We start from the raw sequence: 17,726 nt of genomic DNA on the forward strand, positions 1-17,726 counted from the left end.
ACTAAGAGGGAAGGGTCGCGATCTTGTAAAGCGGGTGCTTGCCGTGGCGCGCGGGGGACGGCACACATCCGGTTACGAGTTGTAAGGGGACAGGCATGGGTGACGGGGTTTCGGGCAAAGGCGACACGGGCGCGGGGCATCTGCATCGGCTGGTGCTGTTTTCGGACGCCGTCTTCGCGATCGCCATCACCCTGCTGGCCATCGAGATCCATCCGCCCGAGCACTGGCGGGGCGTGGCGGACCTGTTCCATCAGATGGGCCACAAGCTGACCGCCTACGCCGTCAGCTTCGCGGTGGTGGGGGTCTGCTGGTTCAGCCATCGCCGGGTGTTCGCCCGCCTGGTCCGGGCCGATGGCGGCCTGGACGTGTTCAACTTCGTGGTGCTGGGCCTGATCGCCCTGCTCCCGCTGAGCACCGAACTGTTGTGGGAGGGCGGCGGACAGGTCGTGCTCGTCTATGTCGGCCACGTGGCGGTGATCGGCCTGGCCATGGGTCTGGTCTGGGCCTACGCGGCCTTCGTCGGCAAGCTGACCGAGCCCATGCCCGTGGGCGAGGCCGTGTTCGTGCTGCTGCGCGTGGCGCTGCTGCCCGGCCTGATGTGCGGGCTGACGATCTTCAGCCTGGTCAACCCGTGGGGCTGGGCCCTGCTGGCCGGGCTGATGCTGGGCCTGAACTGGATCGGCCGCCGGCTGGGCGCCGCGCCGAAGGCCGCCTGATGCGCATCGTCTCCGGCCAGTATCGCGGCAAGGCCATCGTCGCCCCGCCGGGCGAGGCCACTCGCCCGACGTCCGACCGCGCCCGCCAGGCGGTGTTCAACATCCTGGAGCACGCCGCCTGGGCGCCCGAGCTGCACGGCGCGCGGGTCATCGACGTGTTCGCCGGCTCTGGCGCTCTGGGGCTGGAGGCCCTGTCGCGCGGGGCCGGCTTCTGCCTGTTCGTCGAGACGGACGACGCCGCGCGCGGCGCGATCCGCGAGAACATCGACGCCATGCACCTGTTCGGGGTCACCCGCGTCCACCGCCGCGACGCCACCGACCTTGGACCCCGCCCGGCCAGCGCCGGGACGCCGTTCGACATCGCCTTCCTCGACCCGCCCTACGCCAAGGGCCTGGGCGAAAAGGCCGTCGCCGAGCTGCGCGCCCACGGCTGGCTGGCCCCCGGCGCGATCCTGATGTTCGAGCGCGGCCGGGGGGAGATCGACCCGGTTCTGGAAGGCTTCGAACAGATCGACGCGCGCGACTACGGCGCCGCGCGCGTGCTGTTCTACAAGCTTCTGTAGCTCACCAGCCCTTCGCCCCCACCCGGTTGTCCAGTTGGGACCGGAGATGGCCCAGCCCCAGCCGGGTGATCCGGTAGGGGCCGCCGTCCTGGCTGGCGATCAGCCGCTTGCGTTTCAGCGACTGGAAGACGCCGACCGTGCAATCGGTCAGGGCCCAGCCGTCGCGGGTGATGCAAGGCGCCGAGACGATCTTGCCGTTGTCGTCGCGTTCGAGTTCGATCCGGCCGCCCTGGGCCAGCGCGTGCAGCGTCCTTTGCTGCGGTTTGGAGATGTTCAAGGGATTGTCCGAGAGATCGAGGCATACGATCGCGCATCCGGCCGGCGGATACGCGGGCGGATAGCGGGCCTCTAGACTTTCGAACCGAAGCTCGGAGCCTGTTAGGCCCGCGCCTCGCGCACAATCTCGGACATGAACCACACAAGAGAGGTTGATGACGGGAAGATGGGGGAAAGTTCGGCGAAGCTCAAGCATCGACGCCTCCCCCGGTCCTTGGTGACCGGTTGCGATGATTTCGTCGGCGGGCTTACCGTGCTGGCATGTCGTTGCTTCCAGGCCTGTCGATCCGCCGTGCGACCTTGTTCGACTCCGCCGTGCTGCGGGAGATCCTGCATGACACCTACGCGAGCACTTGGCTTCCTCAGGTGACAGCCGAGGCGGCGCGCGCCTTCCGCGACGAGGACCGCCCGGCCCGATACGTCGCCGAGCGTGGCGCCCTGTTCTGGGTCGCGGGGCGGGAGGGTGAGGTCGTGGGGTTCGTGGATTGGGAGGCGGACTTCGTAAACGCGCTTCACGTGCGGTCCAGCCATGCGCGCCTGGGTGTCGGCGCACGGCTGATGGACCAAGCTGAGGCAGAGATCGCAGGCTTGGGTTTCTCCGAAGTTCGTCTGGAGACGGATAGCTTCAACACGCGCTCGCAGGCGTTTTATGCGTCCAGAGGCTATCGGGAGGTCGACCGCTATCCGGACAAGGAATGGAACAGCGGCCTGACCACGCTCTTGCTGGTCAAGGCGTTGCGCTAGCCAAACCTACTTTTTGACCTTGGCCGCCGTCGTCTGTCCCACCTTCACCGGCGCGCCCTGCTGACGCGCCTCGCTGACGAGGCCGGCGCAGTCGGCGTCCTTGGCTTCGCCCGTGGTGACGAAGGGCAGGAGGGCCGCCAGCGGGTTGATCAGCGAGCCCAGCGCCGTGGCGACGCCGCCCTGGCCCAGGGTCTTGCTGACGTCGAGGCCCGGCTTGGGGGCCATGATCGGGCCCTTGATGGTGATCGGGATGAACAGGCGCAGCAGGCGCGGCTTCTTGCTGTCGCCCTCGATGCGGAAGTCCATACGCTCGGTCGCGAGGTTAACCGTGCCGCGGCCCTTGGCCAGCACCACGCCGGTGTCGGCGACCAGGGCGGTGGTGGTCATGACGCCGTTCCGGACGTCGAAGTCGGCGACCGCGCAGCGCACCGGCGTCTCCTTGTCGCTCTTGGACAGCAGCAGGAGCAGGCCCTTGGAGGCGTTGACGCCCAGCAGTTCGGCGAAGGCCTGGCGCATCTGGCCGTGCGGGGCGACCAGGGTCACCGACCCGTCGGCCGAGGCGGCGGCGCGATGGACGCTGTTGCCCGTGCCGGTCAGCTTGGCGCGGGCCATGACCGCGCCCTCGATGGCCGGCTTGCCGTCCGACTTGAAGGGGATGAAGTCCTCGAGGCGGCCGTTCAGCAGGCGCACGTCGATGTCGGTCTTCGGCGTGGCCGGACGGGCGTCCAGGCGAACCTTCCCTTTGAGATCGCCGCGCGAGAAGGTCAGGGCCAGCGGGTCGACGGTCAGCACGCCTTTCTCCAGGACCACCTCAGCGCTGACCTTGCGCAGCGGCAGATTGGGCGCGTTCACGGTCTCGGCGCGGTAGCTGACCTTGGCGTCCATGGCGCGGATGCGGTCGACCTGCAGGGTGGCGTCGGGCAGCAGGCGCTGGGTCGCGTCACGTTGCGCCGCCTCGACCTTCTGGCCGGCCGAGGCGGTCTCGCCGCGACCGGTGGCCGGGGCGGCGCCGAACAGGCTGCCCAGGTCGTCGAAATCCAGCCGGCGCGAGCGCAGGTCGGCCTCCAGATAGGGCCGTTCGCGGCCGGTCAGCACGAAGAGGTCGCCGGAGAGATCGCTGTCGCCGACCCGGCCCGACAGCTTTTCGAAGTCGTACCGGTCGCCCTTGCGGACCAGATGGCCCGAGACCTTGTAGGGCGGGGTGTTGGGCAGGGTCAGGCCGGTCAGGTCGTGCAAGCGGTTCAGGTCCGCGCCGGACACGGTCAGCTGCGTCTCGAAGCGACCCAGATCGAACGGCTTGATGACCTTGCCCTCGGCCGTGATGCGGGTCGAGCCGGCGCGGATGTCGGCGTCGAACGGGTAGGGGCGGCTGGGCGAGATGTTGAGTAGCGGTCCGCCCGTGACCTGGGCCACGAAGGCGGACCTGTTCAGATCGCCCTTGCCCTCCAGCACGAAGCGTCCGCCCTTGTCGCCGGCGCGCTCCTGGGCGTTGACCGTGCCGACGAAGAGAGCCCCGTGCTGGCGGTCGTCGACCCGCAGCCGGCCCTCGTTGATCACCAGTCGCTGGACGGCGGGCAGCTTCAGCGGCTTGTCGCTTTTGCGCGCGCCGAAGGTCCAGTTGGCCCGGCCCTCCTTGTCGCGCAGCAGGCGCACGTCGGCCCTGTCGATGGCCAGGAACGGCAGGACGATCTGGCCGCGCAGCAGCGGCAGGATCTTGATCTGCACCGCGATGCGCTCGACCCGCGCCATCTGGCCGGCTTGCGGATCGACGGACTTGGCCCAGGCCGGCTGGCCGATCCGCACGCCAAAGGCCTCGGCCTTGGGCGAGAACGACCAGGGGTGGACGCGCAGGTCGCCGGTGATCGCCACCTCGCGCTGAAGCTGGGCCGAGGCGTAGCGGCCGATCGGCCCGCGCAGCCAGTTCCAGTCGAAGATCACGAGGAAGGCGATGATCGCCGCGACCAGGGTCAGGGCCGCGCCGATGCCGATCCGCGCGCGCCGAGACAGGCCGCGAAACGGGTTCCGGGGCGGTCTGGGCGCGGGCGTGACGTCGAGCGTGGACAGGATCGTGGCTCCGGTTGAACCCCCACAACGCGTGAGGCCGGCGATCGTGTTCCAAATTGAAGCGAATGGCCTTCGGGCCGTCCCTTGGATCAGCCCGTCAGTAGACGAGGCCGATCCGGCAGACGACTACCCCCGCGACGATGAAGACGGCGATAGCCACGAGTTCATAGGCCTTGAAAAACGGCCGGCTTGGCGTGCGCATGATAGAAAGTTCCCCCGTCCCATTTTGGTGCAAGTCGACGCTTCCGGCGCAAGGGCGGCGCCACCCACTTTGGGGTTTAGGGCGTCTTTCCGGGCCAGATCAGATAACCGGCCTCGTCGCGCCCGGCGGCGACGTAACCGTATCCATACGGCGGCGGATAGCTCACGCCCGGGCCCCCACGGCCATAGGCGTAACCGCCGCTGTATGAACTGCTTTCGTAAGCGTACTGCGACTGTGAAGAGCGGCTGTCATAGCGGCGCTCGCCATAGCGGTCGCCAGCATAGTCGCCGCCATAGGCGTAGCCGTCCTGATAGCCGCCGCAGCCGCAATCGGGCGCGTAGCCGCCCTGGTGGCCGTAGCCATGGCTGGGCGCGGCCTGTGTCTGGACGTCCAAGCGACCGCCATAGCCATAGCCGTAACCGCCATAGGCGCTGTCGCACTCGACGCGGTCCCAGCGATAAGCCCCGCCCGGACCGGTGACCCGGCGCGAGAAGCACTGACCGGGCGCGGCGTTGGGCGGCAGGATTTCCGGACCCGGAGGGCCGCCGACGCCGCCACGGTTCGAACCGGCCAGCGCGGGCGCGGCCGTCAGGACGGCGGCCGTGGCGAGAGCGATCGTGGTCAGGCGGCGAAGGGCGATCATGGGCGACTCCGGATGGTGGTTAACAAAACATTTCCGGAGCGGCCGTAACTCTTCTTTCACCCGTCGCGCGAGCGTGGCCATGGCGGGGTTCCCCTCGCGGCGTGGGACGGGTAGCGTTCGCCTCGAACATCTGTTTGAGGGCGGCATGGCGATCGAGGCGGTGATCTGGGATTTCGGCGGGGTGTTCACGACCTCGCCGTTCGAGGCTTTCCGCCGCTACGAGACCGAGCGCGGTCTGCCCAAGGACTTCATCCGCACGGTCAACGCCACCGATCCGGACGTGAACGCCTGGGCGCGCTTCGAGCGGGCCGAGATCGACGCGGCCGCCTTCGACGGCCTCTTCCTGGAGGAAGCGACGCGCTTGGGCCATGCGGTGCGTGGCGCGGAGGTGCTGCCGTTGCTTTATGGAGATCTGCGGCCCCGCGTGATGGACGCGCTGAGGGCCTGCAAGGCCAGGTTCAAGGTCGGCTGCATCACCAACAACGTGCCGACGGGGCACGGCCCCGGCATGGCCCAGAGCCCCGAAAAGGCCTTGGCCGTCGGCGAGATCATGGCCCTGTTCGACGCGGTGATCGAAAGCTCCAAGGCCGGGGTGCGCAAGCCGGATCCGCGCATCTACCAGATGATGTGCGAGCTCTTGGACGTCGCGCCGGAGGCTTGCGTCTATCTCGACGACCTGGGGATCAACTGCAAGCCGGCGGCGGCCCTGGGCATGACAGCCATCAAGGTCTCGACCGAGGCTCAGCTGCTGAGCGACCTTGCCGAAGCGACCGGTTTGGCGTTCTGAGGGGGAAACCCCGGAAGCTCGCACCCCACGGGCTTTTCTTCATCGTCGGAAGAGGAATCCCATGTCCCGTCCCAAGATCGGCGCCGAAGCCGCGCTGGCCCAGCTTTCCGGCTGGAGCGCCGCTTCCGACAAGGACGCGATCACCAAGACCTTCAAGTTCGCGGACTTCAATCAAGCTTTCGGCTTCATGACCCGCGTGGCGCTGATGGCCGACAAGCTCGACCATCACCCGGAATGGTTCAACGTCTACAACCGCGTCGAGGTGCTGCTGACCACCCATGACGCCGACGGCGTGACGGAACTGGACGTGACGCTGGCGAAGTTCATGGACAGCGCCGCCTAGGATTCTCCTCCCCTTCCGGGGGAAGAGAGATTTCGGCTTCCCCTACCCCCATGCCCGGTTCAAACTGTTGTTTGAACAATCGGGAGGACGCCGCATGGCGCAGAGCACGGGCCGGGTCGCCGGCAAGAAGGCCTTCATCACCGGCGGGGCCCAGGGCCTTGGCGCGGCGGCCGGGCGGATGCTGGCCAAGGAAGGCGCCAAGGTCGCCCTGGCCGATCTCAACCTGGCGGGCGCCCAAGCCGTGGCGGACGAGATCAACGCCGCCCATGGCGCCGGCACGGCCTTCGCCTACCTGCTGGACGTCACCCAGGAAGACCAGTGGATCGAGGTGCTGGAAAAGGCCGCCGGCGACATGGGCGGCCTGTCGGTGCTGGTCAACAACGCCGGCATCGGCGGCGACGGCCCGATCGAGACCCTGGATTTCGGTCTCTGGAAGAAGGTGATGTCGGTCAATGTCGACTCGGTGTTCCTGGGCGCCAAGCACGCCTTGACCCACATGCGGGCGCATCAACCCGGTTCGATCATCAATCTGAGCTCGATCGCCGGCCTGATCGCCAACGGCAATTCGCCGGCCTACAACGCCTCCAAGGCGGCGGTCTGGCTGCTCAGCAAGAACATCGCGCTCTACTGCGCCAAGATGAAGCTCGACATCCGCTCGAACTCCATCCACCCGACCTTTATCGACACCCCGATCCTGGACGGCTTCTCGGCCCGGTTCGGCAAGGAAGAGGCCTTCGCCAAGCTGGCCCGCCAGGTGCCGCTGGGCCGTATCGGCGAGCCGAACGACATCGCCAACGCCGTGCTCTATCTGGCCAGCGACGAGAGCCGGTTCATGACCGGCGCCGAGATCAAGGTCGACGGCGGCATTTCGGCGATGTGACGAGTGGAGGCTCTCCCGCGGCGCGGGGGAGCCTCCGGTCTCTCATCGCGGCGCGCGTTTGGCCAGGATCCGCTGCAGCGTCCGCCGGTGCATGTTCAGCCGGCGCGCCGTCTCCGACACGTTGTGGCCGCACATCTCGTAGACGCGCTGGATGTGCTCCCACCGCACGCGGTCGGCGCTCATCGGGTTTTCCGGCGGCACGGGGGCGGCGTCCTTGGCGGCCAGCAGGGCGCGGGCCACGTCGTCGGCGTCGGCGGGCTTGGAGAGGTAGTCGACAACCCCCGCCTTCACCGCCGCCACGGCCGTGGCGATGTTGCCGTAGCCGGTCAGCATGATGACCTTGGCGTCGGCGCGGGCGTCGCGCACCGCCTCGACCACCTTGAGGCCCGAGCCGTCCTCCAGCCGCATGTCCAGCACCGCATGGGCTGGCGCGTGGTTGCGCAGGATCGTCAGGGCCTCGGCCACGGAAGCGGCCAGCGTCACCTCGAACCCACGCTGCTCCAGCGCTCGACCCAGCCGGGTCCGCAGCGGAGCGTCATCATCCAACAAGAGCAGCGTCTTGTCCGGCAGCGCCGAAACCAGCTCACCGATATCCGCCATAGAAGTCCGCGCCTCCCCAGCGCCAATACTCAACAGGCCAAATAACAACCCATACTTTCGTGCTTCCGCGCCTTACTCAAGCCCCCGTAAAACCCGGAGCTTCCAAGGCCGCCCGAGGCCAGCGCGCCGAAACGACCGCTCCACCCCGGCGACCATTACGGAAATCGACGGTCGCGCCGGTTCGTTCCAGCAAGGTCTTCGCGATAAAGAAGCCCAGACCCATGCCGATATGCCCCGTTCGCGACCCTTCCGCGCCCGGACGTGTTGTGACGTACGGCTCGCCCAGCTTGGCCAGCACCTCCGGCGAGAAGCCCGGACCATCGTCGCGGGCCTCGATGACGATGTAGCGGGCGTCGAAGCGGGCGATGACGATGACTTCGCCCCGCGCGAAGTCGACCGCGTTCTCGACGATCGAGGTCATGGCGTGGATGATTTCCGGCCGCCGCCAGACGTCCGGAGCGGTCTCGCCGGAAGGGCCGTTGACGACCGCCTCCACGCGCACGCCATGCACCAGGTGCGGCTCGATCACGTCCTGGACCAGCTGGACCAGGCTCATGCGCTCGTGCACGGCGTCCTGGGCCTCGGGCATTTCGGTCAGGCGCTGGAGGATCTCGCGGCAGCGGGCCGCCTGGCCGATCAGAAGCTCGGCGTCCTCGCGGGTCTGGTCGTCGGGCGCGCCGCGCGCCATTTCGCGGGCCACGACCGAGATCGTCGCCAGCGGCGTGCCCAGCTCGTGGGCCGCCGCCGCCGCCAGGGCGCCGAGGGCTGACAGGCGCTGCTCGCGGGCCAGCACGGTTTCGGTGACGTTGAGGGCCAGCTCCATCCGCGCGGACTCGCTGGCCGCCTGCCAGGCATAGGCGGCGGTCAGGATGATGCCGACGATCCGCGCCGACACGATGGTCCACAGCATCAACGGGTTGGGCTCGAACGGCCAAGGACGACCGCTTATGGTCGGCAGCGGCATATGGAACAGCGCCAGCAGCACGGAGGCGACGATGGCCAGGGCGCCGAGGCCTATGGCGTAGCGGGCCGGCAGGGTCGCCGCCGCCAGGGTCACCGGCGCGATCAGCAGCAGGGCGAAGGGGTTGTGCGCGCCGCCGGTCAGATAGATCAGGCCCGACAGCTGCAGGATGTCGAAGGCGATCTGGGCGGTGGCCTCGCCGTCGCGGGCCAGGCGCTGGCCGCTGGAGGCCAGGCCCAGCAGCACGTTCAGCCAGGCCGACAGGGCGATCAGGGTGAAGCATAGCGCCCACGGCACCTGAAGCTTCAAAACCAGGCCGGAAATCAGCAGGACGGCGGTCTGGCCGACCACCCATAGCCAGCGCTGCGCCAGAAGGGTTCGCACCCTTAAGCGTCCGCGGCGCAGTCCTGGAGCCGTCCAGGACCAGGCGTCGTCTTGCGCCGGTTCGTCGCCCGGCTTATCGAGCCCTTTGTGACGTTGATCGTCGGGCGCTCTCGCGAACGATACGTCAGTCATGGTCGCAGGATTGTCCAGAATTGCGCGCTTTGCGAGAGCAAAAGGACAAGCGGCAAGAAAAGGATGAAAAGCACATGCCTCGCCACCGCCTTGTCCTGATCCTGGCCTGCGTCCTGGGCCTCGCCGTGACGGCGGGGCTGGCGTGGCGCGCCGGCGTGTTCAAGTCCCAAGCGTCCGCCGCGGTCGGCGGGCCGTTCCAGCTGGTGAACCAGGACGGCGTCCCGACCACCGAGAAGGCGCTGAAGGGGAAATGGAGCGCGGTGTTCTTCGGTTTCACCTACTGCCCCGACGTCTGCCCGGGCACGCTGCAAGGCCTGTCGGCGGCGACCGACCAGCTGGGTCCCAAGGCCAAGGACCTGCAGATCGTCTTCATCTCGATCGACCCGGCCCGCGACACGCCCGAGCAGATGAAGACCTATCTGTCGGCCGACTACGTGCCGAAATCCACGATCGGCCTGACCGGAACCCAGGAGCAGGTCAAGGCGGCCGCCAAGGCCTACAAGGTCTACTACGCCAAGGTCGGCGACGGCCCCGGCTACACCATGGACCACTCGACGGCGATCTACCTGATGGACCCCAAGGGGCGCTTCAAGACAGTGATCCCGTACAACCTGCCGCCGGCCGACATTGCGCGCCGGATCAGCGACGCGATGCGCGAGGGCTGAGAGCGCTACCACTCCGGCGCGAGGCGGGGCGATGACGCGGCGCAAATCGCTGTGAAAGGTAGACTCTCTTAGGCTTTGGCGTGCTATGTTGCGATGCAACATCGCGAGTGCGCCATGCTCTACGCTCTACATGAGGCGGCTTATTACGCCTCCACGCCGATGCGCCTCGCGGCGCGGGCGGCCCGGGACTTCTGGGGATCGCCGCTTAATCCCGCCGCCGACTCGGCCGTCGGTCGACATATGCACGCCGGCGCGGACCTGTTCGCCAACGTCACGCGGCGCTACGGCAAGCCCAAGTGGAACCTGGATACGATCCGGATCGGTCAGGTCGACGTCCGCGTCCGTGAGACCGTGGTCTGGCAAAGCCCCTGGGCGCGGGTGATCCAGTTCGACCGCGACATGGCCGACATGCGCCGGGCGGGGAAGTTCTCGCTGGATCCCGCCGTGCTGATCGTCGCGCCCCTGTCGGGCCACTACGCCACCCTGCTGCGGGGCACGGTCGAGGCCTTCCTGCCCGACCACTCCGTGTTCATCGTCGACTGGGTCAACGCTCGCAACGTCTCGGTGCTGGAAGGCCGCTTCGACTTCCACGACTATATCGACCACATCATCGAGATGCTGGCCGTGCTGGGGCCGCGCCCGAACGTCGTGGCCGTCTGCCAGCCCGGGCCGCCGGTCCTGGCCGCCGCCGCCCTGATGGCCGAGCAGAATCATCCGTCACGGCCGGCCAGCATGACCTTCATGGGCTCGCCGATCGATGCGCGCCTGTCGCCGACCGTGACCAACCAGCTGGCCGAGGAAAAGCCGTTCACCTGGTTCCAGTCGAACATGATCTACACGGTGCCGCCGCCCTATCCGGGCGCGGGCCGGCGCGTCTATCCGGGCTTCGTCCAGCTGGCCAGCTTCATGAGCATGAACGCCGAGCGCCACCAGGAGGCCCACCGCCGCTACTTCAACGACCTGGTGAAGGGCGATGGCGACAGCGCCGACAAGCACCTGGAGTTCTACGACGAGTATCTGTCGGTGCTGGACCTGACCGAGGAGTTCTATCTCCAGACCATCGACATCGTCTTCCAGCAGTACCTGCTGCCCAAGGGCGAGCTGATGCATCGCGGGACCCGGGTGAAGCCCGAGACCATCAGCGACATCGGCCTGATGACGGTCGAGGGCGAGAACGACGACATCTCTGGCATCGGCCAGACCCAGGCCGCCCATGGCCTGTGCGCGAACATCCCCGAGGCGCTGAAGCTGGACTATGTGCAGCCCGGCGTCGGCCACTACGGCGTGTTCAACGGTCGTCGCTTCCGCGAGGAGATCTATCCGCGCGTGCGCCGTTTCATCCGCAAGTGCGACCCGCACTTCGAGGAAGAGGCGTAACGTCGGGTCCATCTTGCGGCGCGGCCCTGGTCACGCGATCTAAGGGCGGATGTTCGCGCTCAAGGCCCAACGTTTTTCCGACGGCGATCGACTGGAGATCGGCGGCTGGCCGGTTCGCCTGCGGGTGGACGGCCGGGCGCGGCGGATTTCGCTGCGCGTCGACCGCGCCAAATCCGAGATCGTCGCCCTGGCCCCCAACCTCAAGCGCCTGAACGAGGCGGTCGCCTTCGCCCAGGAGAAGTCCGGCTGGATCGCCAAGCAGCTGGCGGCCCTGCCCGAGCGGATGAACCTGGCGCCCGGCGGGATCCTGCGGCTCAACGACAAGGCCTATCGCCTCGAGGTCGGTCCAGGGCGGGCTCGCCTTGACGACGCCCATGGCGACGGCCCTCGCATCGTCGCGCCCGACGACGCCAACTGGGGGCTGAAGGTCATCCGGCTGGCCAAACGCGAGGCGCTCTCCGTCCTGACCGAGCGCACCGCCGTCCACGCCGCCGCCCTGGGCCGGCCGATGCCGTCGGTGGCGGTGGCCGATCCCAAGGCCCGCTGGGGATCCTGTCGCCCGGCGACGTCCCGGGCTCCGGCGGCGATCCGCTACAGCTGGCGGCTGATCCTGGCGCCGGCGGCGGTGGCCGACTATGTCGCCGCCCACGAGTGCGCCCACCTGATCGAGGCCAATCATGGCCCAAGGTTCTGGGCGCTGTGCGAGCAACTGGCCGGCGATCCCGCGCCCCACCGCGCGTGGCTAAGGGCGCACGCGGCGGAGCTGCACGCGATCGGGGCCTAAATATGCTCCCCCGCGATACGGGGGAGCTGTCGCGGAGCGACTGAGGGGGCGAGCTATGCGTAAGCCGCACTGGCCCCCTCCGGCCCTCTGGGCCACCTCCCCGCATCGCGGGGGAGCATCTATTAGTAAGGCAGCTGATCCGCCGGCGGGGCCGCGCCGGCCGGGGTTTCCGCCGCCGGGCCTTCCGGACCCGGCGTGGTGTTCATCAGGTCCCCGATCGGGTCGGTGTTCTCGATCGGCGGAGGCTCGACGACGCCGCCCGGGATCGGGGTGGCCTTCAGGCGGGGCAGGGCGGCGGCCATGAAGGTGCGCCAGATTTCGGCCGGGGCGCCGCCGCCGGTGACCCGCTTCATCGGGGTGTTGTCATCCTTGCCGGTCCAGACGGCGGTGACGAAGCCGCCCGTGTAGCCGACGAACCAGGCGTCCTTGTAGTCGCTGGTCGTGCCGGTCTTGCCGGCGATGTCGTAGCCTGGGACCCTGGCGCGCGTGCCGGTGCCCGAGGCGACGACCTGGCGCATCATCTGGTTCATGTACTGCAGGGCCGGCGAGCCGATCACGGCCGAGCGGGCCTGGCGGTCGACGCTGTGGTCATACAGCACCTTGCCGCTGGCGGTGCGGATGCGCTCGATGCCGTAGCCCTTGGCCATGAAGCCGCCGTTCGAGAACGGGGCGTAGGCCTGGGCCATCTCCATCGGCGAGACCTCGACCGCGCCCAGGGCCATCGACGGGTCCAGCTGGATCTTGCTGGTGATGCCGAGGCGACGGGCGGTGGCGGCGACGTTGCTGGTGCCGACCTCGTTGGCCAGCCGCGCGGCGACGGTGTTGATCGACTGGGCCAGGGCCGTCTGCAGGGTGATCGGGCCCAGATACTTGTTGGTGTAGTTCCTCGGTTCCCAGTTGCCGATCTTGACGGGCTCGTCGACGACCATGACGGCGGGCGTGCGGCCCTGCTCCATGGCGGTCAGGTAGACGAACGGCTTGAAGGCCGAACCGGCCTGGCGGCGCGCGGTGGTGGCGCGATCGAACTGGCTGTCGGCATAGTCGGCGCCGCCGACATAGGCGCGGATGCGGCCTTCGCCGTCGATGGCGACCAGCGCCGCCTGCTGCACGCCCTGGGCCGCATGGCCGTCGACGCCCAGCTTCACGGCGCGCTCGGCCGAAGCCTGGATCGGCAGGTCCAGCGTGGTCTCGACCACCAGGTCCTCGGTCGGTTCGCCGACCAGAGAGCGAACCTGGGCGTCGATATAGTCGGTGAAGTACTGGGCGCGCTGGTTGGCCAGGGTGGCCGAGACCTGAACCGGCGTCTTGAAGGCCTCGTCGCGCTCTTCCGGCGTGATGGCCTTGATGCGCACCATTTCGTCCAGGACGATGGTGGCGCGGCGTGCGGCGCGCTCCTTGGCCGAGACCGGCGAATAGCGGGCGGGGCCCTTCATCATGCCGGCCAGCAGCGCGGACTCGCCAATGGTGAGCTCCTTGGCGGGCTTGTTGAAGTAGCGCTGCGAGGCGGCCTCGATGCCGTAGGCGCCAGCGCCGAAATAGACCCGGTTCATGTAGAGGGCCAGGATCTGCTTCTTGCTGAACTTCATCTCCAGCCAGACGGCCAGGATCAGCTCCTGGGCCTTGCGGCGATAGTTCTGGGCCGGGCTCAGGAACAGGTTGCGGGCCAGCTGCTGGGTGATGGTCGAGCCGCCGCGCTGCGGGCCGTCATGGGTGGCGTTCCACGCCACCGACCGCATGATGCCCCAGGGGTTGAAGCCGAAGTGGTGATAGAACTGCCGGTCCTCGATCGCCACGAAGGCGGCCGGCACGTATTTCGGCAGGGCGTCGATATCGACCGGCGGCGCGTACTGGCTGCCGCGCACCGCCAGCAGGGCGCCCGAACGGTCCAGATAGTTGATCGAGGGCTGGCGCTTGACGTCGTAGAGCTTGGAGGTGTCCGGCAGGTCGCTGGCGAACACCGCGAAGAAGGCGACGATGAAGATCAGGCCCCAGACGCCCAGGACCGTGCCCCAATAGACGAGGGCCTGGAGCGGGGTGCGCTGCGGTCTGGCCGCCTTGTTCCCGCCGAAGGGTCCGTTCGCCATGGTCGTCCTGTTCCAAGATGCGGCCGCGAGGAGGCCCACGCTCGCGCGTGTTCCGTTTAGCCCAAGCCCACAGAACGCGCGACAAGATTGACGAGCGGTAAACGCGGCCTGAGGCGCTCTTGTGGCGCTCCGCCGATCACGGCGATAGGCGAGCGGGAACTGAAGGGGTGAGCGGACGTCCAGGGGGCGACACTTGGCCTGGGGGCCGGACGCTGCCAAAAGAGCGCCCGTGTACGTTCCTCCCGAATCCCCCGAACTCGATCACGCCCGCGACGTCCTGCGGCGCACCTTCGGCCATGCCGATTTCCGGGGCATGCAGGCCGGGGTGATCAACGAGATCCTGGCCGGCCGCAGCGCCATGGCCGTGCTGCCGACCGGCGGCGGCAAGAGCCTGTGCTACCAGATCCCGTCGCTGATCCGGCCCGGGGTGGGCCTGGTGATCTCGCCGCTGATCGCGCTGATGGCCGACCAGGTCCAGGGGCTGCGCCAGGCGGGCGTGGCGGCCGAGCGGCTGGACAGCAATGTCTCTATGGACGAGCGCTCGGACATCTGGCGGCGCATCGACGCCGGCGAGGTGGACCTGCTCTACCTGTCGCCCGAAGGCCTGATGCAGCCGTGGATGCTGGACCGCCTCTCGCGCACGCCGCTGGCCCTGGTCGCCGTCGACGAGGCCCACTGCGTCAGTCAGTGGGGGCACGACTTCCGGCCCGAATACCGGATGATGGGGCGGCTGGCCGAACTGTTCCCGAACGTGCCGCGCCTGGCCGTCACCGCCACCGCCGACGCCCGGACCCGAGACGATATCCGCGCCGAGCTGCGGCTGCAGGGCGCGGCCGAGTTCGTCGACAGCTTCGCGCGTCCCGAGCTTGCGCTCTCCGCCGAGCGCAAGCGGGGCAAGGGCCACGATCGCGTGGTCGAACTGGTGCTGGAGCGCCCTGGCCGGGCCGGCGTCGTCTATGCCGGCAGCCGCGACAGCACCGAGAAGCTGGCCGAGAAGCTGAACGCCGAGGGCGTCCCGGCCGTGGCCTATCACGCCGGACTCGACAAGGCCGTCCGCGCCAAGCGGCTGGAGGACTTCCTGGAGGCCGACGCCGCGGTGATGGTGGCGACGATCGCGTTCGGCATGGGCGTCGACAAGCCCGACGTCCGTTTCGTGATCCACGCCGACCCGCCGGCCGCCATCGAGGCCTACTGGCAGGAAGTCGGCCGCGCCGGGCGCGACGGCCAGCCGGCCGAGGGCATCACCCTCTACGGCTCGGCCGACATGGCCTGGGCGGGGCGCCGCATCGAGACCAAGGACGCGCCCGACGAGGTCAAGCAGGCGCAAGGCCGCAAGCTGCGCCAGTTCTATGCGATGCTGGAGGGCGTCACCTGCCGCGCCGCCGCCGTCCGCCGCTATTTCGGCGAGGAGGGCGTGGCCCGCTGCGGGGTCTGCGACATCTGCGTCTCGCCGCCGACCGGCGTCGACGCCACCGAGGCGGCCCAGAAGGCCCTGTCAGCCGTCCACCGCATGGGCGGGCGCTATGGACGCGGCCGGATTATCGAGCACCTGATGGGCAAGACCAAGGACGTCACGCCCCAGGAGGCCCAGCTGCCGACCTTCGGCATCGGCCGCGAGTTCAGCCAGCCGGTCTGGCGCGACCTGTTCGACACCCTGATCTTCGAAGGCCTGCTGCGCGAGGACCCCAATGACGGCCGGCCGCTGATCGGCCTGGGCGACGTCGAGGGCGTGCGCCAGGTCTATCGCGGCGAGCGTCGCGTGGCCCTGCGTCAGACGGCCGAGGCGCCGGAGACCGGCCGCGCCACGGGCGCCCGCAAGCGCCGCGAGGGCAAGGCGCTGACCATCCCGCTGGAAAACCAGATGCTGTTCGAGGCCCTGCGCGCGTGGCGCAAGGAGCAGGCGCAGGCGCAGCACGTGCCGCCCTACGTCATCTTCCACGACGCCACCCTGGCCGAGATCGCCGCCGCGCGACCGGCTACCCTGGCGGCGCTCGGCAAGTCCGGCGGGGTCGGCCAAGGCAAGCTGGATCGTTACGGCGAGGCGGTTTTGAAGGTGGTACGGGAGAACTAGACGGCTCCCCGCGCGTTAGCTCCCCGTCAAGCCGAGGAGCCTCCCCCATGACCGACGTCAGCAGCTTTACCCCGAACGACGCCTCGTCCGCCGCCGCTTCGGCCCTGGACGGCGCCAAGAAGACGACCTCCGAAAAGACCAAGCGCGCCAAGGAGGCGGTGACCAAGGCCGTCAAGTCGGCCCGCGAGACCGCCACCGAAGTGGCCCAGCAGACCCGCACCTTCGCCGAGCAAAAGGCCAAGGTCGGCGCGGCCTGGACTCGCGACAAGGCCCAGGTGGTTCATCACACCGCCGAGGAACACCCGATCGGCGTCGCCTTCGGCGCGTTCGCCATCGGCCTGGGCGTGGGTTTCCTGATCGCGCGCAATCTGGACTAGCTGGAGACGCCTCTACAGGCTCAGGCGCTCGGCGTTGACGCCCGCGGCCCTCAGGGCCGCGAGGCGGGCGAACGCGAGCGTCAGGGCCTTGCGTCGCGCCGGCGCCAAGGGCGTCAGCGGCGACTCCCGCACCACGGCGCCGCCGAAACCGTCGGCCACGACCAGCCCCGGCTCATCCGGCAGCACGCCTTCGGGAAAGTGCGGCGCGACGGCGAAATAGAACGCATCGCAATAGGGCGCGTACTCGCCCCACTTTCGGTCGACCCGGAAATCCTCCAATCCCGACTTCACCTCGACGATCAGCACGTCGCCCTTAGGGCCTAGCGCCATCAGGTCGGCGCGGCGACCGTTGGGCAGGGTGACTTCGGCCAGCGGCGCATAGCCCAGGTCGACCAGCAGCCGCGCGGCCCCGCGGGTCACGGTCAGGGTGGTTTCGGGCCGGGACGGCTGCAGCTGGATAATCACGTCCATCGCCGGAATAATGTTCCAGCTTTGTTCGCGAGGCAAGAGGCCCTCAAGAGGCCCTAAGGCGCCGGCTGCTTCGTCGGGCGCAGCATCGTGACGTCATAGCCCAGCGCCTTGGCGCGCGCGGTCAGGGCCGCCCGGTCGGCGTCGGTCGGAAGCCCGCGCGACAACAGCCACAGGTACTTGCCCGAGCCTTCGCCGACGATGGACCAGCTGTAGTCGTCGGCGTGGTCCAGGACCCAGTAGTCGCCGAAGAACGGGCCGAAGAAGCTGACCTTGAGCTTGGCGTTGGTCGCCGCATCGACGACCTTGGCCTTGCCCTCGGCGACCTTCACGGGACCGTCCACCGCGCCCTGGCGGCAGGTGTTGAGCACGCGGATCAGGCCGTCGGGGCGCTTGGAATATTCTGCCGTGACGCCTTCGCAGCCCTTCTCGAAGCGCATGTCGTAGCGCGCGACTTCGTACCACTTGCCCAGATAGCGCTCGAGCTCCACGGCCTTGGCCGGCTGCGGCGGATTGGGATTGCCGCTCGGGCCCGCCACGCAGGCGCCGAGGGTCAGGACGATAGGCAAGGCGAGCAGGGCGGCGCGCATGGAAGTCTCCGTGGG

Annotated in this window: 20 protein-coding genes; 11 read left to right on the forward strand and 9 right to left on the reverse strand. The window is 68.6% G+C overall.

Annotated elements, in window-relative coordinates:
• Nucleotides 1-95: 95 nt before the first annotated feature.
• A complete protein-coding gene (locus EIK80_RS00100; RefSeq protein ID WP_125154944.1) occupies nucleotides 96-716 on the forward strand; it encodes a TMEM175 family protein in 621 nt (206 codons plus the stop codon).
• Nucleotides 716-1,279, forward strand: coding sequence for a 16S rRNA (guanine(966)-N(2))-methyltransferase RsmD (gene rsmD, locus EIK80_RS00105; protein WP_125154945.1), 564 nt, complete (start codon nucleotides 716-718; stop codon nucleotides 1,277-1,279). The genes EIK80_RS00100 and rsmD overlap by 1 nt, the downstream gene beginning before the upstream one ends.
• Nucleotide 1,280: 1 nt before the next feature.
• On the opposite strand, the gene EIK80_RS00110 is transcribed toward rsmD, so the two are convergent.
• Nucleotides 1,281-1,556 carry a YjhX family toxin gene (locus EIK80_RS00110; RefSeq protein ID WP_125154946.1) on the reverse strand — a complete coding sequence of 92 codons (276 nt, stop codon included), beginning with the start codon at nucleotides 1,554-1,556 and terminating at the stop codon, nucleotides 1,281-1,283.
• A gap of 260 nt (nucleotides 1,557-1,816) precedes the next feature.
• Here EIK80_RS00110 and EIK80_RS00120 point away from each other — a divergent pair, with 260 nt between their 5' ends.
• Entirely contained in the window at nucleotides 1,817-2,299 is a 483-nt protein-coding gene (locus EIK80_RS00120) for a GNAT family N-acetyltransferase (protein ID WP_125154948.1), read from the forward strand.
• A 6-nt stretch (nucleotides 2,300-2,305) separates the two neighbouring features.
• Here the strand turns inward: EIK80_RS00120 and EIK80_RS00125 are convergent, their stop codons facing one another.
• From EIK80_RS00125 to EIK80_RS00130, 3 genes are all read right to left on the reverse strand, one after another.
• Nucleotides 2,306-4,456, reverse strand: coding sequence for an AsmA family protein (locus EIK80_RS00125; RefSeq protein WP_370450187.1), 2,151 nt, complete (start codon nucleotides 4,454-4,456; stop codon nucleotides 2,306-2,308).
• 4 nt (nucleotides 4,457-4,460) lie between these two features.
• Nucleotides 4,461-4,565 (reverse strand): hypothetical protein, encoded by a 105-nt coding sequence (locus EIK80_RS26530; RefSeq protein ID WP_233586391.1) that lies wholly within the window; start codon nucleotides 4,563-4,565, stop codon nucleotides 4,461-4,463.
• Between the two features lie 76 nt (nucleotides 4,566-4,641).
• Nucleotides 4,642-5,208 carry a hypothetical protein gene (locus EIK80_RS00130; protein WP_233586392.1) on the reverse strand — a complete coding sequence of 189 codons (567 nt, stop codon included), beginning with the start codon at nucleotides 5,206-5,208 and terminating at the stop codon, nucleotides 4,642-4,644.
• Nucleotides 5,209-5,353: 145 nt separating this feature from the next.
• Between EIK80_RS00130 and EIK80_RS00135 the strand changes: the two genes are divergently transcribed.
• From EIK80_RS00135 to EIK80_RS00145, 3 genes are all read left to right on the forward strand, one after another.
• Nucleotides 5,354-5,995, forward strand: coding sequence for an HAD-IA family hydrolase (locus tag EIK80_RS00135; RefSeq protein WP_125154950.1), 642 nt, complete (start codon nucleotides 5,354-5,356; stop codon nucleotides 5,993-5,995).
• Nucleotides 5,996-6,056: 61 nt separating this feature from the next.
• On the forward strand, nucleotides 6,057-6,338 hold the full coding sequence (locus EIK80_RS00140) for a 4a-hydroxytetrahydrobiopterin dehydratase (protein WP_125154951.1): 282 nt from the start codon (nucleotides 6,057-6,059) through the stop codon (nucleotides 6,336-6,338).
• Between the two features lie 94 nt (nucleotides 6,339-6,432).
• A complete protein-coding gene (locus tag EIK80_RS00145; protein WP_125154952.1) occupies nucleotides 6,433-7,218 on the forward strand; it encodes an SDR family oxidoreductase in 786 nt (261 codons plus the stop codon).
• 42 nt (nucleotides 7,219-7,260) lie between these two features.
• Here the strand turns inward: EIK80_RS00145 and spdR are convergent, their stop codons facing one another.
• On the reverse strand, nucleotides 7,261-7,818 hold the full coding sequence (gene spdR, locus EIK80_RS00150) for a stationary phase response regulator transcription factor SpdR (protein WP_125154953.1): 558 nt from the start codon (nucleotides 7,816-7,818) through the stop codon (nucleotides 7,261-7,263).
• Between the two features lie 76 nt (nucleotides 7,819-7,894).
• Entirely contained in the window at nucleotides 7,895-9,295 is a 1,401-nt protein-coding gene (locus EIK80_RS00155) for an ActS/PrrB/RegB family redox-sensitive histidine kinase (RefSeq protein ID WP_125154954.1), read from the reverse strand.
• Nucleotides 9,296-9,369: 74 nt separating this feature from the next.
• Between EIK80_RS00155 and EIK80_RS00160 the strand changes: the two genes are divergently transcribed.
• From EIK80_RS00160 to EIK80_RS00170, 3 genes are all read left to right on the forward strand, one after another.
• Entirely contained in the window at nucleotides 9,370-9,960 is a 591-nt protein-coding gene (locus tag EIK80_RS00160) for an SCO family protein (RefSeq protein WP_125154955.1), read from the forward strand.
• 114 nt (nucleotides 9,961-10,074) lie between these two features.
• Nucleotides 10,075-11,337, forward strand: a complete 1,263-nt coding sequence (locus tag EIK80_RS00165) for a polyhydroxyalkanoate depolymerase (RefSeq protein ID WP_199743327.1) — start codon at nucleotides 10,075-10,077, stop codon at nucleotides 11,335-11,337.
• 49 nt (nucleotides 11,338-11,386) lie between these two features.
• Entirely contained in the window at nucleotides 11,387-12,121 is a 735-nt protein-coding gene (locus EIK80_RS00170; protein WP_125154957.1) for a SprT family zinc-dependent metalloprotease, read from the forward strand.
• Nucleotides 12,122-12,243: 122 nt separating this feature from the next.
• Here EIK80_RS00170 and EIK80_RS00175 read toward each other — a convergent pair whose 3' ends face one another.
• Nucleotides 12,244-14,205 carry a transglycosylase domain-containing protein gene (locus EIK80_RS00175; RefSeq protein WP_125154958.1) on the reverse strand — a complete coding sequence of 654 codons (1,962 nt, stop codon included), beginning with the start codon at nucleotides 14,203-14,205 and terminating at the stop codon, nucleotides 12,244-12,246.
• Between the two features lie 229 nt (nucleotides 14,206-14,434).
• Here EIK80_RS00175 and recQ point away from each other — a divergent pair, with 229 nt between their 5' ends.
• Both recQ and EIK80_RS00185 read left to right on the forward strand, forming a co-directional pair.
• On the forward strand, nucleotides 14,435-16,276 hold the full coding sequence (gene recQ / locus EIK80_RS00180; RefSeq protein WP_125154959.1) for a DNA helicase RecQ: 1,842 nt from the start codon (nucleotides 14,435-14,437) through the stop codon (nucleotides 16,274-16,276).
• Nucleotides 16,277-16,323: 47 nt separating this feature from the next.
• Nucleotides 16,324-16,653 (forward strand): hypothetical protein, encoded by a 330-nt coding sequence (locus tag EIK80_RS00185; protein ID WP_125154960.1) that lies wholly within the window; start codon nucleotides 16,324-16,326, stop codon nucleotides 16,651-16,653.
• Between the two features lie 12 nt (nucleotides 16,654-16,665).
• Here the strand turns inward: EIK80_RS00185 and mmcB are convergent, their stop codons facing one another.
• Both mmcB and EIK80_RS00195 read right to left on the reverse strand, forming a co-directional pair.
• Nucleotides 16,666-17,124, reverse strand: a complete 459-nt coding sequence (gene mmcB / locus EIK80_RS00190; protein ID WP_125154961.1) for a DNA repair putative endonuclease MmcB — start codon at nucleotides 17,122-17,124, stop codon at nucleotides 16,666-16,668.
• A gap of 53 nt (nucleotides 17,125-17,177) precedes the next feature.
• Nucleotides 17,178-17,711, reverse strand: coding sequence for a lipocalin family protein (locus EIK80_RS00195; protein ID WP_125154962.1), 534 nt, complete (start codon nucleotides 17,709-17,711; stop codon nucleotides 17,178-17,180).
• Between the last annotated feature and the right edge of the window lie 15 nt (nucleotides 17,712-17,726).

Source organism: Caulobacter sp. 602-1, from assembly GCF_003931565.1.
In the GTDB taxonomy this organism is placed as follows: Bacteria; Pseudomonadota; Alphaproteobacteria; order Caulobacterales; family Caulobacteraceae; genus Caulobacter.